Below are 25,448 nucleotides of genomic sequence, written 5' to 3'. Positions count from 1 at the left end.
GGGGCTGCGGATTGAAATATGGGAGGGTCAAATTCCGCACCACCATCTAATAGCAATGAATTAGAACGCTCTATTCAGGGCGTTCTTTTTATATCCCCACAATAAGGAGGTGATCATATGCCACAGCCCATTGTTATCAATGGAGTCACAATGCCTACTTTAAAGAAAGAGGGGCTGACAATAACAAAAGAAAAAATCTGGTCTAAAAACACCGGGCGCGCGGCAGACGCAAGCATGATAGGTGACATTGCAGGGTATAAATACAAATTACAATGTCAGTGGCCGCCATTAAGTAGGAGTGAAGTAGCTATAATTGATGCTGCAGTCACCCCTGCTTTTTTTAACGTCACTTTTCTGGACCCTGGGAGCAATGCAAGGATAACCAGGATGTTTTATGCCGGAACCCCTACATACCCTGTTTATAGTTATGCGAATGGAACGAAAACCTATCAGGGGGTGGCGGTAGATTTAATCGAAAAATAAAAGGAGGCAATTTTATGTTGAAGACAAGCAAAAGCATTTCGTTAACAGGTAACAGCATGATTGGAGAAAAATCTGTGCTTTATATGTCCGCCACGATTAACACAGCGGATGGCAGATCTAATTCTTCCACAACGGTACAAAATATGGAGCTTTACGAAGCAAACAAAACAGAATGTCGGCAGGATGAGGATGATTTCAAGGCTATGGTCCGCGAATTAGAGGATAGTATTAATACAGTTAACACGGAGGTGACGCAGCAATGAAGATTAAGAACAGTGACATATTAGGGTTTTACAATTATGCTCCTGGGATTATGGATAAGAGTATTCCACGTCCCCTTTATACAGCAATAAAAATCAACCTGGACACATTGAATAATGCTGCAAAGTGCTATGCCGAAGAACAGCAGAAGATAGTAAGGCAATATGCAGAAAAAGACACGAATGGGGCCGATATAGTAGTGGATGGCAATTATAAAATTACCGATCCTGAAAATTATAAAAATGAGATTGAAGAGCTTCTGAATATAGAAGTAGAATTTAATATTCAGACAGTGACGGAAGAAATTCTCAACCGATGCGATGAAAACAATAAGTATGATGCATTAACTGGCAGAGAGTATCAGGCCATAGAATTTATGACTGTTTACCAAGAATAGTTTGGAGGTGGGAAGGTGTATCAGTCAACAACAGCATTTGGGGATGTGATACAGCAGGATTCCCGTACTTTCCATGCAAGGCTGGTTGTGGATAGCAAAACTACTATAACGGATGGAATTAAAAGTATTGTAATAAAAGGCGGCTCAAACAGTGGTGAATCCTTTATTATAGGAAGCTGTGTGAGTCAGTATATTGAGGTAGAGCTTTATAAACCGCCAGTACCTATAGAAAGCCATGAGATAGAGCTTTCTTTTGGAATATTGGTAAATACTGCAATAGAGTATATTCCCATGGGAGTGTTTACAGCAGAGAGGCCAGAAGCGGACGAAGGAAGTATAAAATTCTCCGCATTTGACCGAATGATGTTGACCGAGCGTGCATTTTTTTCAGGCCTACCAGAGAATACAACTACAATGGCTGTATTAAATGAGATGTCCGCATTCCTGGGGATTGATATTATTACCTCAGGTTTAGTGAATTATGATATGAAACGCCCAGACGGATATACTTGCCGGGAAGTGTTGTCTTATATTTCTCAGATGTATGCAGGATTTGCCATCTGCAACCGTAGAGGGCAGATAGAAATTAAGCGATATTCTCCTATTCAGTACACAGTGGAAAGCAACCGATACTGGGACAGCTTTATTCATAACGATTTTCCATATGATTTTCTTCGGATCGTCTGCTATACCGGCAAGGATGCAGACGGCAACAGTATATCCATCGGAGCAGGAACCGGTACGAGAGAGATGGCTATTTCAAACCCGTTTATGACCCAGGAAAGGCTGAATGGTGTGTATGAAACTCTAAAAGGTTTTTCATATATGCCTGGAAGCCTTAAATTTATGGGGGACCCCAGATTAGATGCTTGGGATATAATTTCGGTTAAGGGCACAGATGGGACAACCTATAAGGTCCCCATAATGATGATATCTCAAGAGTTTGACGGTGGACTTACTACAGAAATTAAGGCTACAGGAGAATCTGAGGTTGAATCTGACCAAGGATTTAAAGGACCCATGGCTCAGAGTATAGATAGATACTCTGTTCAATTGGCGCTGGTTAATCATGCTATTATAAACAAACTAGATGCTGAGTATGCAGAAATTACGTTTGCAAAAATAAAGGATCTGGAAGTCATTAATGGCAAGTTTGAGAATCTTGACGCAATATATGCGAAAATAGAAAACCTGACAGCAACTAACGGAAAGATTGATAACCTGGAAGCTAATTATGCCAACATAGAAAACTTACTGGCTGGCAACGCGGGCGTGGGTGATTTGGTAAACATACATTTGACCACTCAAAATGCAGTTATAGATAATGCCCTTATTAAAAATGCAGTAATAAACTCAATATCTGTAAATGACCTTCTTGCTGGGAAAATTTTTACTAACAAATTTGAAATCTGGTCAGATGAATCCGGTGGTATGAAGATTGTAGGGGCAACGCAACAATGGTTAGATAAAAACAATATTGTCCGTATGCAAGCCGGTTTGGATTCGGGCGGTGTGTTTAATTATTACATATTAGATGCATCCGGGAACATAATGTTTGATGCGCTGAATGGAGTAAGGGCGGATGGAATCAAGACACCGGTAATAGTTGATGGGATGGTAGCTGATAATGCCAATATACAAGGTAAGAAAATAGATATTCAATCTTTAGTTACTCAGGTTAATGAAAGCAATGTTCAGATCAATTCCAGCAAAATTATTATGGACGCTGGCGGACAAAATCTGCAAATCGCATTTGATAGTATGCAGGAGGAGATAAATGGGATATCGGTTTCGGAGGGTGGTTTAATTCTTCAAACTTATGTTGAGGGTTCTGTAAAAGACAGCGTAGAGACATCTGTTATCCATGCAAGGGTTTATTCCAAGAATAGAGATGTGACCCAGGAATATGGACCGGAACATTTTGTCTGGACCAGGAGTTCAGAAGAAGCAGAAGAGGATTTGGTTTGGAATAATCAGCAGATTACTGGGTATTCCCTTGAACTGCGAGGGGATGAAACCAATTTTGAAGCCGAGTATTCTTGCAATTTTTATCTTTGGGAGGAGGCGCCCCTATTAGATTTTTTAGGTAATGACATTTTAGCATTGGATGGTACCCCTATAATAGGAATGAAGTAGAGCTACCGCAATCCCATTGCCTTTAGTTAATGGGTAGTTCACATAGGAGGATAACAACATGGGTAAAATTAAGGATTACGATGAGAAATTAAACGCTGATGATTCAGATGTGTTTATTATAGAGGATGCAACGGCTACAAAATTCACGAAGTTTATCAGCTTATATAACTCAATTAAGCTTAAACTTGGGCTTGGGACTGCAGCCACAAAAGATATAGAAAGCGACTTGGACTCTGCTGTCGATGGTAATCCTGCAGATGTGAGTATTTGTAAAAACTTAAAAAGTCAAATTGACACACTCAATTCCGAAAAGGCGCCTAAAAGTCATTCAAGCTCTGGGACAGAATATGGTTTGGCATCCAATACACAATATGGCCATGCAAAGCGTTCAAATACTTTACCAAAAGTTGCCGGGACTGCAAATACAGGTTCAGAGAACAGTACGTTTGCGGCAGGAGACCATGTTCATCCACTACAAACTACGGTTAGCGGAAGCAGTGGAAGCTGTACGGGGAATGCAACTACCGCATCTTCACTACAAAATACACGCTATGTTGATGGAGTAGGATTTAAAGGCGATTCCAATATACACCATTATGGAGTCTGCACAACTTCAGCATCAACAGCCGCAAAAACGGTTAGCATATCAGGCTTTTCTTTGTTAACAGGTTCCCGGGCAATCGTCAAGTTTACTTATGGAAATACAGTGGCTAGCCCAACACTAAATATCAGCAGCACAGGGGTAAAGGCTATCTATTACAAAGGCGCTACAGTACCATCAGGTCTTATTACGGCAAATTCATTTGTCGAATTAGTCTATGACGGGACTCAATATAACGTTGTGGGGGAGCTGGAACAAGTTGTGACAGATATCACAAGTTCGTTTACGCCGTCCACTGACAAGATAAGCATAACTAAAGCCTATAAATATGGGAAGCTTGTTATTGTTCACGGCTTTTTGATGGCTGGGTATGCACAGGGGTGGCATACAACCGAAACAATAACTACATCTTACCCGCCCTTGACTAACGCAAGCTTTATCATGGGTAGCCAAAACAGCGGAGACCAGACCACAGGAATAAAACTGGATTATCGCCCGAGTGGAGCAGTATACGGTACGGTATCCGCAGAGTTATCAGGAAATAATCTATTCCAGTTAATATATTTTATTGCATAATAAAAAAGCTAAAGAACATGGAAATAAAAGGTGAATAATATGGCAATGAGGCTTGTATCAAAGACAACCGTATATGATAAGTACGCTATATCGAGAAAATTTAGCGCCCAGGATACCTCCATAAAGGCTATACAGGGCAACATCTCTTTATTAGTATCTGAGTCAGAGATAGAGGAACTTAAGAATGGCAATAAAACTATGTATAGTAAGTTGTCATCTGTACAGATGGATGTAGACTCTATAAATCTTTCCGTTTCCAGTTCAGAATATAAAGATATAGATGGAGTCCTCACAGCAATCTCCCAGGCAAGATCGGATATCACTTTAAACAAAGAAAGCATTGAACTTAAGGTTAGCAAAGATTCAGTGATATCGTCGATTAATCAAACGGCTGAAGCTATAAAAATAGATGCGAATAAAATAAGTTTGACTGGTAACGGCCTGATAGAGATTTTGAATACAGGAACAACTTCTATTGTGGCGGATAGAATTAAATTAGAGGGGCTTGTTACCGCCAATGGAAATTTTAGAATACTCGAAAACGGAAGTATGGAGGCGTTAAACGGAACGTTCAGCGGTAACGCAGTTATTACGGGCGGAGAGATAAGTCTAAAAGATTTAGCGGGTAATAAGGAATTGATTATAATTGAGGGGGCGAATGACAAAGCATTTATTACCAGTAATTCTTTGCACTTTGGAGATAAAGGTGTTCCTGGAGATTATTGGATAGGGATAACTTCTAGAAAAGATAATTGCTTTTTTTCTGCAAATGATATTAATGGTTATGCCCGTTTAGGACCAGGCGGAATATCAACCAGCGGAACCTGTGACATTAGCGGGACTTTATCTGTTAATGGTATATCTCAATTCAGAAATACTGTTTATATTTATGGAAGTCTTTATCCGGATTATATTTCTTGTAAAGGGAACGTAATGATATCTGGAGCCCTTGTAGCAAGCGGGGGAAAATCAAGAGCTGTTAGTACACGGCACTTTGGAACAAGAACTCTTAATGCGTATGAAACACCAGAGCCTATGTTTGGAGATTTGGGCCATAACACAATAGGCATGGACGGTACTGTAAATATACAAATAGAACCGATATTTCAAGAGACAATCAGTACAGAATATGGTTATTATATTTTCTTACAAAGTTATTCAAACACTCCAGTATGGGTAAGCTCAAAAGAGCTTACTTTTTTTGTTGTAGCAGGAGCACCAGGGACAGAATTTGATTGGGAAATAAAGGCGCATCAGAAGGGCTTCGAAAATACAAGACTGGAGTGCATTGATATGGAGCTTTTAGAGGCGGAAGCAAATGCTGCAAATTATATATAAGTAAAGGAGATTACATATGGCAGATTTAAAAATATTACAAGCTGAGACACAGGCGAACGTGCCATTTTCACTAGAATTTGATGTGCTTGGGCTGGAATACTTTGTAATGAATTGCACAGACGATTATGTCTATGCATCACTTAAAAAGAACGCCCCATTGGATGAGTGCCTACCAATACCTCCCGGTTGCGGTATAGTGCTAACCGTAAATAAGCGACGAGAGCCAGAAAACTGTAGTAAAACAGTATATATCATTCCGGAAGGAACCAGTGAACGGAAGGTGGTTGCGCAATGTATACTATGGCAATGAGTTTAGAGCCAGGTTTTCTCTACCGCTTCAACAGGGACTTATGGCAAACCATAACCTCCTCCCACCTAACCCTGCAAACGAAACAGGGCCGAATAAAGAACTTTAAACTATCCGGGGTAACAAGGCAGGTAGAGACTACAACCCCCGACACGCCCCAGGATATACAGGGGGTAGGGAAAAGAACCAAAAACCTATTTGATAAAGATGCCTGGTACGATTTCTTTTATAGTAAAAAACAAGACATCTATTGGGTAGATGATGATCATACTATTTTGAGATGGAGAGGCTCAAGTGGTCATGATGCTGTAAACAACAGAGCTTTTGAACTTCCATTCGCTAAGGTTCCGGAAAATACATGGATTTCGCTATCTTTTGATGGGAGAAAAACGGTTGCATCAGAATTTAATGAAACGGGAATATGCATCGCAGAAAACGATAATACGGCTAGCCGCGTAATAGCAACCATTGGTACACAAGATGGTACTGACTGGGTGCATAAATACGCTTGCGCAAAAGTAAGTGGTAATCTTACTCTTACAACGACTTATAACATGAATGGATATTGCGAATTTAAAAATATCCAAATCGAGTTATCTGACCACGAAACATCCTACGAACCATATGGCTATAGGACAGATGTAGTGTGCAGAACGGAGGATGATACAGAGAGCTACACTGCACCTATATACACTCAATCGCCGGTATACCAGGGAGACAAGATTCAGCTAGTTAGCGGGCAATACTGCCATGTGCAAAACAGCATGACAGTGGATGGAGCTAGTGTAAAATGGGTGGAACAAGCAACAGACGTGACGTCTTTCGATGACTCTTACTGCTCTCACGCCGCGGTCCCTGGGGTATTATCAGCACGGGAGTATAGCGACATAAAATCAACGCATTTTCCAAAAGACGAAACAATTAAGACCGCTAATGCTAATGGGACATTTTTGTATAACGGGCTACTTAGAGCCAGGCTTTTAGGTATAACAACCTTAGATGCATTCAAGGCCTGGATGACGGAGCACAATCCCCAGTTTCTGCTTCCCCGTGCAGAACCACAGACAGAACCCCTCCCTTCTATCTCCCAACAAGCGCTAAATAATCTTAAAACATTCCAGAATTATACATATATCGTTTGTCAGGATAGGCTACACCCAGAAATAGAAGCCAAAACTAAAAACCTTAATCGAAATCTCCCACTGCTATATGACACTATTTCTAACACAACTTTGAAATTAGATACAAAGCCCGGGAGAATAAGGAACTTTAAACTATCCGGGGTAACAAGGCAGGTAGAGACTACGGGGGCACAGCTATTGGAATGGGAAAGCATTAAATTTGCTGACTGCGTTTCAGTGGCGGAAGGGACGATCCGGTCAAATATTACAAGTGGATATCATTGTGTCCTTTCAACAACGCAGCTAAATGATTACATTATTGCGCATAAAGGTAATAGTATAACCCTATCATGTAAAGAAAATCCGTCTGGAAACCGCGTGGCAATAGTTGTATATGGGGAATATCAAGATGGTAAAGAAGTAAAAGAAATAGATGTGGTTGGTAACAAAGCGACATTCATTATACCCGATGATATATTAACGGTTAAAAAATGCGATTTGAGACTAAACAGAAAAACTGCTGTCTTTTCTGACACTTCCTCCGTAATCTCTGGCATTATGCTTAACGCCGGTGACACCGCACTGCCCTGGGAACCCTACACCGGCGCTACATCATCCCCCAGCCCGGAATATCCCCAGGATATACAGGGGGTTGGGGTACGGACGAATAACGAACCATATGGCTATAGGACTGATGTAGTATGCAGAACGGAGGATGATACAGAGAGCTACACTGCACCTATATACACTCAATCGCCGGTATACCAGGGAGACAAGATAGAGTACCGAAACGGTGAGTATGGTCTGGTACGTAAAAACGGATTACTTACAGATAACGGGGCACTGGCATGGACAAAGTATACCGGAGGCGGGAGTTTGGGTGTAAACCGATGTTTCCGAATTAGTGTACCAGATATGATTAATTACCCCGACAGCGTTGTTGCTGCAAATGCCAAACTGGATCTACTGTGCAACCGTCTCCCGTCAGGGGTATTTGTTGGCCAGGATAAACCTGTTTCTGTGGGATATAGTGACAAGCAATTCATCTATATCCGCTTAGACGATGACAAGTACGCTGACATTGACACCGTAGACCAATTTAGAGCATGGCTGGCCGATCACCCGGTAGAAATCCTTTATCCGTTGGATCGGGAAGTCTGGGAACCCCTCCCAGCCATATCCCAGCAAGCACTACGCAACCTGCCAACCTACAAAGGCACAACAATCATAGACACCACAGACCCACTGGAGCCAGAGATTACCGTATCATACAGACCGCAGACAGACTACAGTAAGTTACCTGGACTGGAAGTGGATTACGAAAAATGCACCACAACCCGCCTGGGTGCCGCCAAAAACCTAACCGCTGGTTCACAGTTCAACCGCTTCCCAATGTACGGAAACCGCCGCCGATGTAATGTACTGGACGATGGGACTATTGCAGCTTACTATGGCGATCCAACCTACACAGAGGACGGCAGCAACGGTCAAGTAATGGTCTATCAGCCTAAGTTTTACTATCAGGTAGTGCCATTAAAAACAGACCCGCAGACAGACGGTATAGGCTATCACCTGCGCCGGGCACAGTATTGGGTATCACACAAACCACAGCCAGGATTCAAGCTTCATCCAGCCTTTATCAATGCAGAGGGCATGGAAGTAGATTATGTCCTGTTATCGGCCTACGAGGGCAGCTTGTACGACGTATCAGCCGCAACCTACATCATGGATGACGCCCAAGTAATGGACGTGGCGGCGGACAAGTTATGCAGCATAGCAGGTGCCAAGCCAGCCAGCGGCAAGATCCAGCAGCTAACGCGCCCCCACGTGGAGCAGTTAGCCCGTAACAGGGGACCAGGCTGGCACAGCGATAACATCAAAGCGGTGTCGGCCAATCAACTATTGATGATTATAGAACTTGGAAGGATGAATACCCAGGCGGCAATTGGTCGGGGCGTCGTGTCAATACCGGATACGCCTAATACCGAAAATAACAGTATTATTACTGGCAGCACGTCCAGCCTGGGAAGCAATACCGGAATGGCAGACGGTACAAACGGTAAAGTATCCGTGTCATACCGTGGAGTAGAAAATCCTTGGGGAAATATCTGGAAGTTTGTATATGGTGTAAATATACACGGGAACGGTTCACAAGGCGGCGGTATTCCTTACATTTGCAAAGATTATAATTATGCTGAATCAAAAAATAGCGATAATTATGAATCAGCCGGATTTATGGTTGCTAACGCAAATGGTTATATTTCCGCTATTGGTTATTCTGAATTATATGATTGGTTGTTCTTCCCGGCTGAAACCCTTGGTAATAGTTCCCTTCCAGTTGGGGATTATTTTTATGCAACACCTAACCTTAACGGTTACCGGATTGCTCTATTGGGCGGTAGTTGGTATGTTGGCGGTGATGCCGGTGGGTTCTTTTGGGCTTTGCATTACGGTGTTGGGGGTCGTTTTCGTTATCTCGGCGGTCGCTTAATATATGTACCACAATAACAATTTGAAAGGAGAACAAAAATGGCAAGATTTTTACACATGCAACCAGGAAAGACCGAGGGGAAATACATCCCGGTTATCACTAACCAAAGAGTAGATGGCCAATGCTGGGAATTAGAAGAGGGAGGAATTACCCATGATACCGTTACCCCTGCGGCAGAGGTAAGGCTGCAGTCCCAGCTTAATAGCATCCAGGAGGCCCAGGCATCCATGCAGGAATCCCAGGCAATCACGGACCAGGCAGTGCAGGATTTAATCATTACAACGATGGGAGGTGCAGTATAATGGCTGAGTTTTTAGCACGCAGGATTATCAACGGGTATATGACAAAGGAGCAGGTCCCGCCAGCTTTACGGGATGCAGTGTATGCATTGTTGCCGCAGGAGCCGGCACCAGAGGAGCCAGTAGAAGTACCAGCAGAGGCTTGATAGGAGGTGATCCGATACATCTCCCGTAGAGACGCCGGGTGAAGCGTCTTATTTTAGTGCAAATGACTTGAAAGAGAGGATAAGAAGATGAAAGTAATTGACACATGCAATGCAGTAGTGGGGGCAGTGGTTGCTGTCCTCTCGATGGTTTTCGGGGAGCACTGGATCTTGTTTATGGCGTTCCTGATGCTTAACATAGCGGACTGGTTTACCGGGTGGATGAAAAGCCGCATGGCCCACAAAGAGAACTCAGTGGCCGGCTGGAAAGGTGTCCTGAAAAAGCTGGGATACTGGCTAATGATTATGGTTGCATTTGTTGCCAGCGCAGTATTTATAGAGATTGGGAATGTGCTGGGAATCAACCTGCAGGTGACTACTTTACTGGGCTGGTTTGTATTGGCCTCCCTGCTAGTGAATGAAATCCGGTCAATATGTGAGAACTTTGTGGAAGCCGGGTTTAATGTACCTATGATACTCCAGAAGGGGCTAGAAGTGGCAGATAAAGCAATTAATAAGGAGACAGGGGACCAGTAATAGGTCCTCTTTTTGATGGAGGAATCACAGATGAAATTTAGAAAAAAGCCGGTTGTGATTGAAGCGTATCAAACAGACCAGGAGCTTATTATTCAGACGATGGAGGGACCATTAAAAGCTTCGCCTGGAGACTGGATTATCACTGGAATACGCGGGGAACAGTATCCATGCAAACCAGATATATTTGAAAAGACATATGAACCTGTTGGGGAGGGAAATCTATGGGAACATTAATCATGGGCACCGCCCTGGCCACGGTGGAGCAGATGCGATCCTACATTCGTCGGGTAAATCCCAGTGTGCCACAGAAGGTCATAGACATGCTGCCGTTTTACCTGTCAGAGGGGGAAGCAGAGGGCGTCCGGGGTGACATTGCATTCTGTCAGAGCTGCATCGAAACAGGGAACTTTGGCTTTAAAGGCAGCGCTGTGAGCCTGGACCAGAACAACTTTGCCGGGATAGGTGTGACGCAGAACGGAATGAAAGGCAATAGCTGGGATACGCCACAATTAGGCATCAGGGCACAGATACAACACCTGAAAGCCTATGGCAGTAATGACCCGCTCTCCCAGGCTTGTGTAGACCCCAGGTTTAAATACGTCCCCAGGGCCAGCGCGGTCTATGTGGAATGGCTGGGCATCCAGGAGAACCCCCAGGGAGCCGGATGGGCGGCAGGCAGGAACTACGGTGACAAGATTTTGTCAGTGCTGGACAATGTAATGAAAGAAAAAGGAGGAACAGGATTGAACATAAATAAGCTGATATCAGCATACAATCATAACTCCGGTAATATTAACCGGATTAAATATATAGTAATACACTACGTCGGTGCCGTCGGCGGGGCAAAGGCGAACTGCCAGTATTTTGCCGGCGGGGACCGGGGAGCGTCCGCACACTATTTTGTGGATTACAACGGGGATATCTGGCAGAGCGTGGAGGACAAAAACATAGCCTGGCACTGCGGGACAAAGAGCGGATACAAGCATCCTGAGTGCAGGAATGCGAATTCCATCGGTATTGAGTTGTGTGTAAGAAATAAAGGCAGCCAGGCCGACACCTCCAAAGACTGGTACTTTGAGGATGCGACTGTCTGGGCGGCGGCAGAGCTGACAAAACATCTGATGCAGAAATACAATGTACCGGCGGATCATGTGCTTCGGCATTATGATGTTACCGGGAAGATTTGCCCTAACCCTTATGTCTATAACACCACAAAGCATACCTGGACAGAGTTTAAAAGCCTGATAAGCTCTGCCGGCAGGAATTACATGCAGGTAGGAGACAGCGGGGAAGAGGTAAAGCAGCTCCAGAAAGACCTGAATACCCTGGGATATGACTGCGGTACGGCTGACGGTATTTACGGCGAAAAGACGGCAGCGGCGGTTGAAAAGCTGCAGAAAGCTACCGGGTTGGCGGCTGATGGTATGGCCGGTATCAAGACCCTGGCGAAAATTGACGAACTACTGAACGCAAAGCCACAGTGGATACAGCAGGGCGGCCGCTGGTGGTACAGGCACGCCGATGGCAGTTATACGAAAAATGGCTGGGAGAAGATAGGCGGCACCTGGTATTACTTCGATGCGGCCGGCTGGATGAAAACCGGATGGGTGTTGCTGGGGGATAAGTGGTATTATTTGAAATCCTCCGGGGCTATGGCGTCGAATGAATTGTTAAAAATAGGCAGTGAATTGTTCTATTTTACCGCCGAGGGTCACATGGCCACTACAAACAGCCGTGGAGCCTTAGTATAAGAAGAAAGCCCGGGGATTTAGGTCCCTGGGCTGTTTTTGGTTTCGTCGGTTCCTTGCCGGGAGTGCCGTCTTTCTATAATTTTTTTCCATTGTGAAGGATATGCTTTTGCATACCACTTGAGGAAATTTCCATGTAACTGCTTTTCAGCGCGCTTCCTGGCGTTTATGGCATCCTCTTTTGAATGATACCCGCCAAGATAGTATTTTTTACCTCGGAACGTTATAGCAGCTTTCCATAATCCCACAGAGATGTCAAAGGATACCCCGGTATACCCGCTGGTATTGTTGCTGTAGAGTGCATTGCTGACTATGCGCAGGGCGTCTGTACCGGAAACAATATATTGTTGTCGCTCGTTTAAAGCGGATTTTACAGACGCTTTATGGGCCTCGGCAGCCATGCAGCCACAATTTTGTATAACATTTTTCCGCAAGTGTATAGCGGCAACCATGCGCTGATTTCCGCAATCACACTGACAGCGCCAAATAATAGAGTGCCCCATACGCTGGCTGGTAGGCTCTATTGCAACCAGCTTCCCAAATCTTTGCCCGGATATGTCAATGGCATTCACGCCCTTTTTTGCACAGCCGCAGCTTATGGTACTCCCACCAGTAAGGTGTGCTGTTGATACCTCACAGGTGTTACCACAGTCACACAGGCATTTCCAATATGCCCGGCTCTTTCTGCTTTCGGCGCGCTCCAGCACTGTAAGTTTCCCGAAGCGCAAGCCGATTAAGTTCTTCATAGTGTAATTGAAAACTCGCCCTTCAGCAAGTCTTCAAAATCAGGATCTAATTCCACATATCTAATAAGAAATTCTTCCGGAGTACATGGTGCTAATTCAAAGTGTACTTGCTCCCGCTTTTCGTCATCCATATAGGTAGCGATTACATCAAGCAGATCCTTTGATAACACAAAATCATCATTATACCTTTTCATATCGAAAAACCTCCTTTTCTCATGTTTGTCTCCCTATATATTGAAAATTTGTCATCTACTTGTTATAATTATGTTGCTAGGGGAGCGGTGGCAAGCCCGCCCTCCTCTGGTAAACTCCTTGTCTTACGGTTTCGTAAGGCTTTTATTTTTTCTTTCGCTTCCTCAAGTGTTTCGCACTCGTTGAGGATTTCAAGAATTTTCCTTGTTTGGTTTTCTTCGGTGATTTCCACCAGCAGTTTACTAGTATTCATTTCTTCGTCCATGTGGCCCTCCCTTCTCCGCTTGCCCGGTATTAAGTTAATCTCTTAACTTAAGTACATTATAAACCGTATTTGGTTTAATGTCAATATATTTTTAAACTTTTTTTGGTTTATTTTCGTTTTCTACATATTTAATAATGTTACCCGGCTGCATATCTAGTAATTCGCATAATTGCTCAAGAGTCTTTATGCCAACCATTTCTCCCCTTCTCAGTTTTTGCATTGCAGACTGGCTCAACACGTTCTCTTTCAGGATGCGTGTACTATTATATCCTGCTTCTTTCAACGATTCTATTATATCTATTTTGTAAGTCAACATATAATTACCTCCTTTTTTCTATTGTATATCCTGTCTGTTTCTGTGTCAACAAAATAATCCAAAAAAAAGTTTATTTTTGTATTGACATTAAACCAAAAATGGTTTATAATGTAATTACAAGGTAAGGAACAGAACAAAAAAGGAGGAAAACAGGATGACAATGGAGAGGTTAGTAAACGAAGTGATGAACAGTGGATATGCATTTATAGGAATTCGCCACATGGCAGATGATGAGAACTATCAAAAAGGTGACTGCTGCAGAAACTCCTATGATTGGGATTACGTAGTAGACTGTAGTACTTATGATACCGAATCCCCCGTAGAGCTTCCTGGAACATGTGCGTATGATACGAGGATAGACTTAGGATGGGATGAGCCGGAAGAAATTCAAGAGAAACTCGAAAAGGCACTTAGGGAATCCAGCGTATATTTTGGAGAAGCGATCGTTATCGGAGGGGACCGAATGGAATACGGAAACGATGAAGAGGAAATCATCATCAACGGTGCAATGGTAATTGAAGTACTGGAAGACAGTGCAGCAATAGCAGCTTAAGAATACTCACCCGCCCCGGCCGGGAAAAGCCGGGCAACTAAAACAGCCGCATCCCCGCGGAGGGTGCGAGGGTCCGAAGCCCCTAATGTTGACGGGTTGGCGTATAAAGTCCATCAGCAAGTTACTGCCAGGGTTTGGTGCGAACCGGGCGTCAGGCTATCATCACGGGGTATCGGGAGCCTGTCACAAATAATACCGGGACCCCGGAACCTATATGCCGGCAATAAAAAAGGCAGGTCATATAACCTGCCGTATCATTCACGTGGGGCCAGCGTCCTGGATAAAAAACGAATGAATTAAGATAAGTGCAAAAAGATGAACTTTTTTTAAATAAAGCACGGTTTTGCATTGATATTTGTACAGAATGATGTATAATATAATCACAAATAGTGAATTATAAAATATAATAAGTTGTATTGATTATGTCAATTTAAATGGTGTAGCTGTATAAAATTAGGGAGGTGGAACGTATGGCAACGAAGAGCATGTTAAAAAATGTTGATATCAAAGATAAGCGACTTGCCCGTACATTCGTGGAAGCCTTGGAAAATGCAGGAGCAAAGAAATACACATCGGTGCAATTGAGCCGGGAATGTACAGAAATTACAGGAGATAAAATCAAAGAATTCTTTGGTAAAAAGTAAATATGCCGCAGTTTGTTCAATTTAATTTAAGCGATTTAACGGATATGCTTGGAGAGGATGATGTAAAATCTATTCTCTCCAGTTTTTCTTGTCCTATGAATAAGGATGTAGAAGATTTTATCAGAAATAAGGCCATAGAATTCTCGAAAAGAGGGTTCGCTAAAACGCATCTGGTGTTCTGGGTATCAGATGACCAAACGGAAAAAGAATTGGTTGGTTATTATACGGTAGCGCCAAAGGTTATAAAGGTAGATAAGAAAGCGGTATCAAAAAGTGTTGGAAAAAGGCTGCGTGCTCAGGGGATAAACAGTCATGATGATAATGAATATATAGTCCCGGCCCCATTAATAGGACAACTAGGCAAGAATTATGCAGATGGAAACAATTGTTTGATTTCAGGCAATGAGTTACTGGCATTAGCAGTAGAAAAAGTAAAGCTGGTGCAAAATGAAATAGGAGGCCGTTTTGTATATCTAGAATGTGAAGAAAAGGAAAAGCTATTAGAATTTTATCAGGAGAATGGTTTTAAAATTTTCGGAAAGCGATTATTGGATAGAGATGAAACCGGAATAGATGGAGAATATCTCATACAATTATTTGCAATATTGTAATGTTACATATCCCCGATGAGTTAATCGCCGGCGATTTCTGCGTTGTTAGGTATGATTATGGTAAAGGCATCCGTCTGCGTAAAAGTAGGCTGTACCGGACGCAGGAAGAGGCAAAAGTGGCTGCGCATGTCCCGGAGCCTCCCCGTAGGCGGGTGAATCCATATATGTATTTGCATTGAAAAGCCCCGGGCTATTCGTCCGGGGTTTAGCTTTGCAGATATAAACAGTCTATGTGCAAGGTTTTCACCTGCTTAATTAGCAACATTAATATTTCGATCCACAGGATTATTAAGTCCTGACCGCTCAGGAGTCGCCTCCTAAACTTAGATATATTGTAACACATGCATTACAGCATGACAAGAGTTATTGACCATTTTGCCTTAAATACTCCTCTTCATGCCGTTGGACTTCTTCCATAGTTTTCAGCTTGCGTTCGGGGTCAGAGAGCGTTTTAAGAACGTTTTCCAGCGCCGCGAAACGCTTATCAGACAATCCCTCTAACTGCCCTATCATCTGCATGGCTTTTTCCCTGTCATTGCGGACGACTGCCCATTTTAATTTCCGGATCGTCTCCAGCTGGTCAGTCTTCCAGTTTTCTACCCAATCAGCCAGCACCTTGCTATCTGGATTTATCTATTGCGGGAAATGCGGAGCAAGATTTCACGGAGAACACGGAAACTATTCCTGTTATAGCAGGACAAAAGGTGATAAAAAATATATAGTAGATCCGAATTGCAAAAATAAGAAGTGGAAAATTCCTGACCTGGATGCCGTTGTAACAGACTATATTTGTCATTTTGAATTTGAATCACTTGAAAAAGAGGCAGTAAACGATGTGCCTGCGCCTGATTACTCTAAGCGAATAACGGAAATTGATAAACAGATTGGAAGGATGCTCGACCTGTATCAACTCGGTAGCATCCCAATAGATATCATTTCCAAAAAAGTCGATGACTTATATAAGGAAAAAGAAACCCTCCAAACCGCAGAAATTCCGCAGCAACGGCACATTAGTATAGAAGAATTGTTGCAAGCCAGGGATAAATTTATCTCGGTTTTAAACGGAGGGAGCCTTGAAGAGAAGCGCGCTTGTTTAAGTCTTCTGATTAAGCGAATAGAAATAGACGACGATAAAGTCAATATAATCCTGAACGAATTATAATTGCAGATATCAACACTCTATGCAAATCGGGAGGAAACTCCCGTGGATTGAAATGCAAAAATTATTATTTCTAAAAAAGAGGCTATTATGCCTCTTTTTTATTTAAACAGTATATTTACTATTCATTGGTATTCCTCAGTAATATCTATCTTGTTTTGCCAAACAAAAAGAGCCTATTACTAGACCCTTTCATGTATTTACTGTTGTTCGGATGTAATTTTATTCAACGCATCTTCAATGGATAATCCCTGCTTCTGAATTTCCAGATACAGAGCCGCCATATCCTCTTCTTCTTTCTTTTTCTTCAGTTGTCTTAATTCGGCTTTTAAATCTTTCAGTTCAGACTCCTTGTCCGCAATCTGCTGCTCTACAAACTCCAGCCTTTGGATTGTTGTCATGTTTTTTGGTCTTCTTCCCATTACGTTGTCCTCCTGTATTTTATATGAATATCATATAACGGACAACATCCTTTATCAAGTCAAACTTTACCCTGTTATGCGACATTTATTTTAATTTTTCTGGATTTGGCCGCTGCCCAGTACATTGTCAAAGCTTTTTCTTCTGTCAATTCCTCCTCGCCCGGAGCAAGTGTAAAGTTTAGATAATGATGCTTTACTGCTTCGAATAACAATCTTGCATTTTCGTTCTCAAAAATCATACATGCTCCTTTCTAGATTAGCCGCCAGATATGTTCGCTAATCTCATAAGCAAGTTTTATCTGCTGTTGCTGATTGCCAACCGTTACCAAACATTGGAACAGGATAGTATCCCATTCTTTACTTGATGACACTACACGGTCTATACGGACGTCAAATCGCTCGTTTTCGGTTTCAAAACGTATTGCGACAGGTTCCATATCACCTTTGCGATTGAATGTCGCTATGACGCTTATAGAGCGGTACAAGTGCATCTTAGGATTGGCTACCTCGTGGATGGTCATTGCATCCATATTAAAATTCTTGGGCACTACTGTCATCTCCTTATTTTGCTGTTATTATATTGTCCCCTCAAATGATAATAATATTTACAAACATATGTTCTTTTTATATTATATCGAATATATGTTCTGGTGTCAAGTCATAAAAATACTTATATGAGTCAGTACATTTCTAACCCACTGACTCATATAAGTATTTTCACGAAAATCTCCTTTTTTCTCATATCAAAGCTCTTTTAGATTTTTAAGTTTAATTGGTGTAAAAGTGGTGTAAAACTCCAGTTAAAATCAAGAAAAACCGCCTATTTATGGGTTTTTTTATACTTTTGTTAATCTTACGAAACCGTAAGGTTGCTTAACAATATAATACCCGTTATAATCGCATATATCTGCATATTTACAGCATTTTTCATGGATTTAGTTGGATAATTATTCAGATAACCCTTTATAATTCTTTATATTATCTTGGGCAATTGGTGTAAAATACGATTAAAGTTTTCATTATACCGCAATCCACTGGGAAATGTGAACGCTAAAGTAAAACCGGGTTTGACTTTCGTCGCACCCGGTTTGTAATTATTTAATTAACATATTTCTTTCTATATCTTATGCCAATAATCAATAAACATACAATGCTAATTCCAAAAAATGTAAGGCTTTCTTTATATGGTATACGAGCCTGACCCAAGTCAATAACTGCTCCTCCAGTTCCACTTCCGATAGGTGCTGCTGTGATCTTTGCTGCGAGCACCTTTGAGTAATCATATGCGGTAAACCCATCCGCTCCGGTCTCCATAACCCCAAAGCCGGTATCTGTCTCCGCGTTACGAGTACTTGGTTTTTGAGAACTGTCCGTAATCGCCACAGTTGCTGAACTTTTAGCAGGTATAAGATATTTAATTCCCTCCTCATTCATAGCGAGAAATACTGGATATCTAATTGGGTTATACCACCAATTAATTTAAACTCGTAGGAGTCCGGATCGATATTATTTTTTTCAAGAGATTGTCCTAATTGTTCTGACAAAGTATATGAACCTTCTTGGGACACATATACCATATCCATCCGCCAGTTCCCATTACCGTCATTTAGTTTTGATATACATGCTTCATATAAGAATCCATCGACTCTCACTGGTATTATCCACATATATATGCTAGAGTTCAAAAGTTCTATAGAATCCTCATATGATGTAACCTGATCTACAATAAATTGAGGATCAAGATATTCCTTAATGGCATTTTGAAAATCTATATCAGACTCTATAGCATCCCTTGTACCAGTTTCGCTGACAGGTCCTCCATTTACAAAACGTAATATATCATCTTTTAATAAATAGATTTCATCATAATCTTCTGATTCTGGAAGTTTTTCAATGGGGGATGCCATTACATTAGAAAATGTAAGCATCGAAATAATAAATACGCCAAATACAATCTTACCCAGTTTATTTGTCATAACAATCCCTCCTCAATGGTATTACAATTGTGTTCTTATATCTGCCCGTGCCAGTCATATATTCGGTTTGACCATCCATCATTCAGCATCAAAATAATACTAATTACCCCAAAATAGCCGCTGTCAGTAATACGCAAATTACCTTCATCTTTTCATTCTTCATTTAACTCCCTCCTAAGTTTCTTGATTTACAGTTCATTAGTATTATTTTAATTCCCCATTGACCTGTACCTCCTTTTGAAACCTTAATATATTTATACATATATTAGCCGTTATTAGTATATTAGTAAATTTTCCAAATTCTGCAAACATTACATTGTTTTTATCAAATTAATATTGTTTTTTTATATTGTTTTATAATTTAAAGTATACTATAATACTATTTTATATTCAAATTTATTCTTTGACTGATTCCGGCAAAATATTATAAGCAGAAACGGCTGATTATGGTATCATATCATAAACAGACTCTTCTATTTTATATTCACTGCCTCTAAATTAAGGGGTAATCAAGCCTGTCTAACATACTGACTGGTGTAATCCAAAAACAGCGCATATAAACAATAGTGTCGGATTCAGCTTGTACGATCGGGTTCATGTCAAGACAACGAGGCTGGGAAGGTTGATGATTAGGGCGTTTAACGGCTCTTCCCAGCTTGTGCTGTAAAATGTTTACAGGTCATGATTTGACCAAAATTCCGCCCGATTCCCGCCCTAATTTTATAAAGACTTGGGGCACAATATAAGAATAGATATAGCAACTTGACAGTTTCGGCATTAGCATTTAGAGTAGAAGAAACAAAAATATTCGCATTAGGCGGATAAGGCGCAGCACGACAAATTCCAGTTTGCGAGGTAAATATGGTTGAAATAAGAGAAATACAAAAGAAGGATTATAAAAAGGCGCAGAAGTTTGCAATTCAAGGAATGCACTTGGATTGGTATATGGACAACGAAACCATTCTTTCTCTGTATAGCAAATATTTCTGGCACATGGAGTTGAATCGGGCAACGAAAGCCTACGGTGCGTATGTGAACGATTGTTTTGTTGGCGTGTTGCTTGCTGATATGAAGGGGGAGAAAAAACGACACCATAGCTTTTGGCGAACAATCTTTGTGAAAGCATTTGATATTATGCAAAACATCGTAGCAGGGGAAGGTGTTGGCGCATATGACACAGCGAATAAAGAGATGTTTGCGTCCTTCCGCAAAAAGCAGGAACCTGATGGGGAAATAGTTTTCCTTGCTGCCGACCCGGAATGTAAAGTCAAGGGGGTTGGCACAGCCCTGCTTTCCGCATTTGAAGCGGAAGAACCGGGGAAACTGGTTTATCTCTACACCGACAATGCCTGCACCTATCAGTTTTATGAACACCGAGGATTTACGAAATCAGAAGCAAAAGATGTAGTAATTGACTTGAAAGATAAAAAAGTACCGCTACAATGCTTGTTGTATAGCAAAACAATTCATTAAGGTTTGTAGGGCTGATTTAAGTGCGTCCTATTGGTAAAGTACGCCTTATTGGTATAAAACGCACTTCCTCTTTTGACGTTTTCAATAGTGGCAAGCAGGGCACAACGGTACACACCGTTATGCGTTTTCCCATTTTCCGCTATGCGAAAACTGTTCAAACCGCTTGTTGGGGGCTACCCCCAATCCCCGTCAAAGGGCGCTGAAAACGGAAGGTTTGACCGACTTGCTCACAGCGTCCGGCAGGACGCGCAGCCGCCCAGTTAGGGGTGATGAAAATGACCCCCGCTGAACCCTTTTCCGGGGTACAAGTGAAAGGATATAGAACCCCTCGGTTCCGCGCCCGCAGAGACCCATTCTGTTAGGGTTCGGGAGACCCTATTTTTCCGCTTTCACAGTCGGTTCTTTACTCCGCGTCATCCCGCCCAAATCCCGCCCAACTTCACAAAAGTATGTTGCAAGAACTTTTACCATAGAACGGATCCGATACGCGCTAACTCGCATGAAATAAGGAACTTTCGCATGGCGGTATAAATTCTTATACGGTCTGCTGAGCTGTTTTTTTACTATTTGGGAATAAAAAATAGTTTACCTACTTTCTATTCTACTATAGGTTCCACAAAAGTGACATTTTCTTAAGTGCATCCTAAGGTGACATGATCACAAGTTTACAACACTCCCCTGTTGTTTTTTCTTGTAGGGGATATATGGAACTGTTATAATGTGGATATAAAAACAACCCAAAAACGTGAATTTGTGGAGGTAAAAGTAATGAAGTTTGCATTTTTGATTATTGGAAATTTTAATTGTATGGTTGATAGAGCTATTATACATAACGGAGAAGCACAGATTGTTGGAGTTGCAAATATAGAAGAAGCATGTACAGTGGCTAAACAACTATATGAAGAAGGAATTGATTGTATAGAATTATGTGGTGCTTTTGGAGAGGTGGGGGCAAAAGCAGTTATTGAAGCGACGGAAAACAAGTTACCGATAGGCTATATTACACATTTACCAGAACAGGACGATGTGTATAATATAGCTTTTTCCAAATTATAAATTCAATTTTAGTAACCTCATAACTATATATACAACACTGTTAGCCATAGGATTGACTGCTATATATACAAAAGTAACATTTTAGGTGTCTTCTAGTGTAATTTATATCAGCATATCAAGGTTCATGCAATCGTGGTAAATTCGTGGTAAAATGAGTGTTTTTCTATACTGCAAAATGTTTGAAAGTATAGTGTTTACACGGATAATCGAAAACCAGATATAAAATTCATCTGAAAATCTGCTATACTTTACAGAAGTTTATTGTTTGCTAACCGGATATATCGAAGAAGGCGTTTGGCAGTGAACGTGAATAATTCTATAATAAAATCAGATTTACAGGGCTTTATCCGACCAAAAGGGTAAAGCCCTTTTATCGGAAAAATAAATATAGCTGTTTCCAGTTCTTCTCTTATATCAGAAGAACAATTATAATGGTGTAAGTTGAAAAAAGGGGAGAGAGATAAACGTGGTAAATGGGAGAAAGAAGAGGTAAAAAGAGTATGACAAAATCCATTTTAATGATTGGGCAGTCCAATATGGCAGGACGAGGATTTTTGAATGACGTGCCAACCATCTGTAATGAACGGATTCAGATGCTCCGCAACGGCAGATGGCAGATGATGGCAGAGCCGATTAACTATGACAGACCGACAGCAGGTGTTGGGCTTGCCGGTTCCTTTGCCGCAATGTGGTGTATGGAAAATGAAGACGATAACATCGGACTCATTCCATGTGCAGAAGGCGGAAGCGCTTTAGATGACTGGGCAGTGGACAAAACTCTCTATAAACACGCTGTCTGTCAGGCAAGGTTTGCCATGCAGGATTCAGAACTGCTTGGTATTTTATGGCATCAGGGAGAAAATGACGGCTTTGGCGGAAACTATCAAACATATTATGAAAAATTACAGGTTCTTGTAAATCAACTGCGAAAGGATCTGCATGCAGAAAAAGTTCCTTTTGTGATTGGTGCTTTGGGTGATTATCTGGGGAAATCCGGTTTTGGACTAAACTGTACAGAATATGAAATGGTTAATCAAGAATTATTCAGGTTCGCAAAAGAGCAGAAACATACTTATTTCGTGACAGCAGCGGGATTAACATCAAATCCTGATGGAATTCATCTGAATGCGGTCTCACAAAGGAAATTCGGAATTCGCTATTATGAAGCTTTTTCAAAAAAGAAACATATTATAACGCCATTGGAGAATGAGACAGAAATATTGGATGCTTGCATTAACAGACCGCATACAAAAGGCGAAGAACTATATTTGCAAATGTTGAACTTCTCCTTCGATAAGATTACCTATGAGGAGTTTGTGTGTCCCCCTGCATGACCAGCTCCTTCTGGCCCTGCAGGGGGAATTCTTCAAGTATGTAGTTGCTTACACTTCCGCAATTTCAGCCTGTACTTCCTCCTCAGCCTCCGGAATGTGGGAGGTACAATGGGGACATCTGGTAGCATTTATGCTGATTTCGCTCTGGCAGAAAGGACAGATTTTGACAGCCGGTGCTTCCGGCTCCGGCTTCCTGGCACCGATGGTCAGTAACTTATTCATTGCTTTCAGAAGAAAAAACAGGATAAGCGCCATAATCAGGAAGTTCACCACCGATGAACCGAATGCAGACGCATACCCTGCAATTTCTTCCAAACTGTAAAATTTGCGTGTTATAATCATGTTAATAGTCGGCTGAATGAAATTGTCGGTAAGGGATGTTACGATGCCTGAGAACGCACCTCCGATAAGTACGCCAACCGCCATATCCATCACGTTGCCCCGAAGGGCAAAGTCTTTAAACTCTTTTATAAGCTTCTTCAAGTTTCTTCTCCTCCTTCGTAATTTATTTACTGCATAAATATATAATAAGTCCTTCCCGATTGTCTAGTAGGACTCAGCAATACCCATCTGTATTATTCAAACTCTCTGTATCTGGCTGAATAATCAATCTTTACTTTGGTTCCCACCCCGACTTCTGAGGTTATCTCTATTTTGTGGGACAGCCGCTCCAGCACCTCTTTGCAGAGATACAGGCCAATGCCCGTAGACTTTTTATCTTTCCTTCCGTTGTATCCGGTAAAGCCTTTTTCAAATACCCTGGGGAGATCCTCTGCCTGAATGCCAATCCCGGTGTCCTCAATTACCAGGGTCTGCTCTCTGTCCGGATCCAGATAGATAGAGATACTGCCCTGTTTCGTATATTTCAGCGCATTGGAAAGAAGCTGTTCCAGAGCAAACACCATCCATTTTTCATCTGTAATCACTCTGCTGCTTACCTCTGAAAGATGCAAGGCAATATGTTTCAGGATAAAGAGCCTGGAATATTTGCGGATTGCCTGCCGGATAAGGTGTTCCATATTGTAAAGACGCAGATTCATATCATTTCCCATATTTCCCATGCGGAGATACTGAAGCGCCATCTCCACATACTGTTCTGTCTGAAAAACCTCCAGTTCCATCTCCTCTCTCAGCCGGCTGTCCTCCGACTGCAATAAAAGACGCATGGCTGCAATGGGCGTCTTAATCTGATGTACCCAGAGAGTATAGTAATCCACTGACTCCTGATAGCCCGCCTCCATTGCCTCCTGAAGCCTGTTTTTTTCTTCATACAGCGTTCTGACCAGTTCCTGATAATCCCGTTCCAGCAGTTCCCCTGTCTCAGGAAGATTCTCCAGGTGCACAGTGACTTCATGCCTCAGGTCCCTCAAAGCTCTGTGCCGGATCCGAAACCGGAAGAATCCCCCCAGAAAGAACAGCACGCCTGCCGCCAGACAGAGCAGGGCTGCATACCCAACAGCCTCCGCCGGCAGGTTATAAAGCGAAAACACCATCCAGAAAATACCGGTGCACAGTGACAGGTACAGAAACAGAGGAAGCTTCTTTTTAGCATATTCCAATAAAACCTTTGGCTTCTTATCCTCTCTCATCTACTCCACCATATATCCGATCCCTTTTTTTGTCTTAATAAAGTCTGTGAGCCCGGCATCTTCCAGCTTTCTCCTGAGACGCGTCACATTCACCGTGAGGGTGTTGTCGTCAATATAGCTGTCGCTCTCCCAAAGCTTGGTCATAATATCACTTCTGGATACTGCTTTATTGGCCTGTTCCATGAGCGTCTGCAGGATTCGGAATTCATTTTTGGTCAATTCCACCTTATCCCCCTGATAGTACAGGGCCGCATCACCCAGGTTCAGGATGACTCCTTTGTGCTCTATCATATCCACCTTGCCCTGAAAAGAATAAGCGCGCCGGAAGAGGGCCTGAATCTTGGCTGTAAGGACATGCAGGTCAAAGGGCTTTTCAATAAAGTCATCACCCCCCATGTTCATCGCCATGATAATACTCATATTATCTGTTGTGGAAGAGAGAAAGATGATAGGCACCTTGGAGAGCTTACGGATCTCCGTACACCAGTAGAATCCATTATAAAAGGGCAGTGAGATATCCAGCAGGATAAGCTCCGGCTGGAACTCTGCGAATTCTGACAGTATTTTTTGAAAATCCTCCGCACAATACACCTCAAAGTCCCAGGATTCCAGATGCTTTTTTATAGCTCTGGCTATCACCTGGTCATCTTCCACAATCATTATTCTGCTCATAG

General features: G+C 42.1%; 32 protein-coding genes. 19 read left to right on the top strand and 13 right to left on the bottom strand.

From position 1 onward, the window contains the following. Positions 1-117: 117 nt before the first annotated feature. The 12 genes from GKG41_RS06760 (at position 118) to GKG41_RS23415 (ending at position 12,441) form a co-directional block, all read left to right on the top strand. A complete protein-coding gene (locus GKG41_RS06760) occupies positions 118-483 on the top strand; it encodes a hypothetical protein (protein ID WP_154257779.1) in 366 nt (121 codons plus the stop codon). 14 nt (positions 484-497) lie between these two features. Further along, the gene (locus GKG41_RS06755) at positions 498-746 is read left to right on the top strand and encodes a hypothetical protein (RefSeq protein WP_154257778.1); all 249 of its coding nucleotides are present in this window, start codon (positions 498-500) and stop codon (positions 744-746) included. Next, the gene (locus GKG41_RS06750; RefSeq protein WP_154257777.1) at positions 743-1,141 is read left to right on the top strand and encodes a hypothetical protein; all 399 of its coding nucleotides are present in this window, start codon (positions 743-745) and stop codon (positions 1,139-1,141) included. The genes GKG41_RS06755 and GKG41_RS06750 overlap by 4 nt, the downstream gene beginning before the upstream one ends. 15 nt (positions 1,142-1,156) lie before the next feature. Continuing rightward, positions 1,157-3,277, top strand: a complete 2,121-nt coding sequence (locus GKG41_RS06745; RefSeq protein ID WP_154257776.1) for a hypothetical protein — start codon at positions 1,157-1,159, stop codon at positions 3,275-3,277. 58 nt (positions 3,278-3,335) lie between these two features. Beyond that, the gene (locus GKG41_RS06740; RefSeq protein ID WP_154257775.1) at positions 3,336-4,454 is read left to right on the top strand and encodes a hypothetical protein; all 1,119 of its coding nucleotides are present in this window, start codon (positions 3,336-3,338) and stop codon (positions 4,452-4,454) included. A gap of 39 nt (positions 4,455-4,493) precedes the next feature. Next, positions 4,494-5,792 (top strand): hypothetical protein, encoded by a 1,299-nt coding sequence (locus GKG41_RS06735; RefSeq protein ID WP_154257774.1) that lies wholly within the window; start codon positions 4,494-4,496, stop codon positions 5,790-5,792. A gap of 16 nt (positions 5,793-5,808) precedes the next feature. Next, positions 5,809-6,102, top strand: coding sequence for a hypothetical protein (locus GKG41_RS06730; RefSeq protein WP_154257773.1), 294 nt, complete (start codon positions 5,809-5,811; stop codon positions 6,100-6,102). 1,496 nt (positions 6,103-7,598) lie between these two features. Further along, positions 7,599-9,728, top strand: a complete 2,130-nt coding sequence (locus GKG41_RS06725) for a hypothetical protein (RefSeq protein ID WP_154257772.1) — start codon at positions 7,599-7,601, stop codon at positions 9,726-9,728. 21 nt (positions 9,729-9,749) lie between these two features. Beyond that, the gene (locus GKG41_RS06720; protein WP_154257771.1) at positions 9,750-10,013 is read left to right on the top strand and encodes a hypothetical protein; all 264 of its coding nucleotides are present in this window, start codon (positions 9,750-9,752) and stop codon (positions 10,011-10,013) included. A gap of 230 nt (positions 10,014-10,243) precedes the next feature. Then, on the top strand, positions 10,244-10,690 hold the full coding sequence (locus tag GKG41_RS06715) for a phage holin family protein (RefSeq protein WP_154257770.1): 447 nt from the start codon (positions 10,244-10,246) through the stop codon (positions 10,688-10,690). A gap of 30 nt (positions 10,691-10,720) precedes the next feature. After that, positions 10,721-10,924, top strand: coding sequence for a hypothetical protein (locus GKG41_RS06710; RefSeq protein ID WP_154257769.1), 204 nt, complete (start codon positions 10,721-10,723; stop codon positions 10,922-10,924). Beyond that, complete coding sequence (locus GKG41_RS23415) at positions 10,912-12,441, top strand: N-acetylmuramoyl-L-alanine amidase (protein WP_243140982.1); 1,530 nt, start codon at positions 10,912-10,914, stop codon at positions 12,439-12,441. Before GKG41_RS06710 ends, GKG41_RS23415 begins: the two co-directional genes overlap by 13 nt. A gap of 17 nt (positions 12,442-12,458) precedes the next feature. Here the strand turns inward: GKG41_RS23415 and GKG41_RS06690 are convergent, their stop codons facing one another. From GKG41_RS06690 to GKG41_RS06675, 4 genes are all read right to left on the bottom strand, one after another. Next, positions 12,459-13,184 (bottom strand): hypothetical protein, encoded by a 726-nt coding sequence (locus GKG41_RS06690; protein ID WP_154257768.1) that lies wholly within the window; start codon positions 13,182-13,184, stop codon positions 12,459-12,461. Then, a complete protein-coding gene (locus tag GKG41_RS06685; RefSeq protein WP_154257767.1) occupies positions 13,181-13,378 on the bottom strand; it encodes a hypothetical protein in 198 nt (65 codons plus the stop codon). The genes GKG41_RS06690 and GKG41_RS06685 overlap by 4 nt, the downstream gene beginning before the upstream one ends. Before the next feature lie 68 nt (positions 13,379-13,446). Then, positions 13,447-13,641: a protein phosphatase gene (locus GKG41_RS06680; protein ID WP_154257766.1), complete on the bottom strand. Its 195-nt coding sequence runs from the start codon at positions 13,639-13,641 to the stop codon at positions 13,447-13,449. 91 nt (positions 13,642-13,732) lie between these two features. Then, positions 13,733-13,957, bottom strand: a complete 225-nt coding sequence (locus tag GKG41_RS06675; RefSeq protein ID WP_154257765.1) for a helix-turn-helix domain-containing protein — start codon at positions 13,955-13,957, stop codon at positions 13,733-13,735. 154 nt (positions 13,958-14,111) lie between these two features. On the opposite strand from GKG41_RS06675, the gene GKG41_RS06670 reads away from it, so the two are divergent. The 3 genes from GKG41_RS06670 to GKG41_RS06665 all read left to right on the top strand — a co-directional run bounded on the left by GKG41_RS06670 (position 14,112) and on the right by GKG41_RS06665 (position 15,765). After that, a complete protein-coding gene (locus GKG41_RS06670) occupies positions 14,112-14,510 on the top strand; it encodes a hypothetical protein (RefSeq protein WP_154257764.1) in 399 nt (132 codons plus the stop codon). Between the two features lie 470 nt (positions 14,511-14,980). Further along, positions 14,981-15,154 (top strand): hypothetical protein, encoded by a 174-nt coding sequence (locus GKG41_RS23100; protein ID WP_173015533.1) that lies wholly within the window; start codon positions 14,981-14,983, stop codon positions 15,152-15,154. A 2-nt stretch (positions 15,155-15,156) separates the two neighbouring features. Next, the gene (locus GKG41_RS06665; RefSeq protein ID WP_154257763.1) at positions 15,157-15,765 is read left to right on the top strand and encodes an N-acetyltransferase; all 609 of its coding nucleotides are present in this window, start codon (positions 15,157-15,159) and stop codon (positions 15,763-15,765) included. Positions 15,766-16,128: 363 nt separating this feature from the next. Here GKG41_RS06665 and GKG41_RS23095 read toward each other — a convergent pair whose 3' ends face one another. Next, complete coding sequence (locus GKG41_RS23095; RefSeq protein WP_173015532.1) at positions 16,129-16,380, bottom strand: hypothetical protein; 252 nt, start codon at positions 16,378-16,380, stop codon at positions 16,129-16,131. Position 16,381: 1 nt separating this feature from the next. Here GKG41_RS23095 and GKG41_RS06655 point away from each other — a divergent pair, with 1 nt between their 5' ends. Beyond that, positions 16,382-16,927: a zinc ribbon domain-containing protein gene (locus GKG41_RS06655; RefSeq protein WP_173015531.1), complete on the top strand. Its 546-nt coding sequence runs from the start codon at positions 16,382-16,384 to the stop codon at positions 16,925-16,927. Between the two features lie 197 nt (positions 16,928-17,124). Here the strand turns inward: GKG41_RS06655 and GKG41_RS06650 are convergent, their stop codons facing one another. The 5 genes from GKG41_RS06650 to GKG41_RS06630 all read right to left on the bottom strand — a co-directional run bounded on the left by GKG41_RS06650 (position 17,125) and on the right by GKG41_RS06630 (position 19,322). Continuing rightward, complete coding sequence (locus GKG41_RS06650) at positions 17,125-17,346, bottom strand: hypothetical protein (protein ID WP_154257760.1); 222 nt, start codon at positions 17,344-17,346, stop codon at positions 17,125-17,127. Positions 17,347-17,420: 74 nt separating this feature from the next. After that, a complete protein-coding gene (locus tag GKG41_RS06645) occupies positions 17,421-17,585 on the bottom strand; it encodes a hypothetical protein (RefSeq protein WP_154257759.1) in 165 nt (54 codons plus the stop codon). A gap of 12 nt (positions 17,586-17,597) precedes the next feature. Next, entirely contained in the window at positions 17,598-17,894 is a 297-nt protein-coding gene (locus GKG41_RS06640; protein WP_154257758.1) for a hypothetical protein, read from the bottom strand. Between the two features lie 550 nt (positions 17,895-18,444). Then, the gene (locus GKG41_RS06635) at positions 18,445-18,780 is read right to left on the bottom strand and encodes a hypothetical protein (RefSeq protein ID WP_154257757.1); all 336 of its coding nucleotides are present in this window, start codon (positions 18,778-18,780) and stop codon (positions 18,445-18,447) included. Next, complete coding sequence (locus tag GKG41_RS06630) at positions 18,777-19,322, bottom strand: hypothetical protein (protein WP_154257756.1); 546 nt, start codon at positions 19,320-19,322, stop codon at positions 18,777-18,779. The genes GKG41_RS06635 and GKG41_RS06630 overlap by 4 nt, the downstream gene beginning before the upstream one ends. Positions 19,323-20,183: 861 nt before the next feature. On the opposite strand from GKG41_RS06630, the gene GKG41_RS06625 reads away from it, so the two are divergent. The 3 genes from GKG41_RS06625 (at position 20,184) to GKG41_RS06615 (ending at position 23,185) form a co-directional block, all read left to right on the top strand. Beyond that, the gene (locus tag GKG41_RS06625; RefSeq protein ID WP_154257755.1) at positions 20,184-20,795 is read left to right on the top strand and encodes a GNAT family N-acetyltransferase; all 612 of its coding nucleotides are present in this window, start codon (positions 20,184-20,186) and stop codon (positions 20,793-20,795) included. A gap of 768 nt (positions 20,796-21,563) precedes the next feature. Then, the gene (locus tag GKG41_RS06620; RefSeq protein ID WP_154257754.1) at positions 21,564-21,851 is read left to right on the top strand and encodes a DUF6506 family protein; all 288 of its coding nucleotides are present in this window, start codon (positions 21,564-21,566) and stop codon (positions 21,849-21,851) included. 500 nt (positions 21,852-22,351) lie between these two features. After that, positions 22,352-23,185: a sialate O-acetylesterase gene (locus GKG41_RS06615; protein WP_154257753.1), complete on the top strand. Its 834-nt coding sequence runs from the start codon at positions 22,352-22,354 to the stop codon at positions 23,183-23,185. A 48-nt stretch (positions 23,186-23,233) separates the two neighbouring features. Here the strand turns inward: GKG41_RS06615 and mscL are convergent, their stop codons facing one another. From mscL to GKG41_RS06600, 3 genes are all read right to left on the bottom strand, one after another. Continuing rightward, positions 23,234-23,668: a large conductance mechanosensitive channel protein MscL gene (mscL, locus tag GKG41_RS06610; RefSeq protein ID WP_154257752.1), complete on the bottom strand. Its 435-nt coding sequence runs from the start codon at positions 23,666-23,668 to the stop codon at positions 23,234-23,236. A gap of 92 nt (positions 23,669-23,760) precedes the next feature. Beyond that, on the bottom strand, positions 23,761-24,774 hold the full coding sequence (locus tag GKG41_RS06605) for a sensor histidine kinase (protein ID WP_154257751.1): 1,014 nt from the start codon (positions 24,772-24,774) through the stop codon (positions 23,761-23,763). Then, positions 24,775-25,446: a response regulator transcription factor gene (locus GKG41_RS06600; protein ID WP_154257750.1), complete on the bottom strand. Its 672-nt coding sequence runs from the start codon at positions 25,444-25,446 to the stop codon at positions 24,775-24,777. Between the last annotated feature and the right edge of the window lie 2 nt (positions 25,447-25,448).

It is taken from the genome of Lactonifactor sp. BIOML-A5, from assembly GCF_009677585.1.
Lineage (GTDB): Bacteria > Bacillota > Clostridia > Lachnospirales > Lachnospiraceae > Lactonifactor.
The sequence above is the reverse complement of the archived record's forward strand: the minus strand, read 5'-3'. Positions and strand labels throughout refer to the sequence as shown.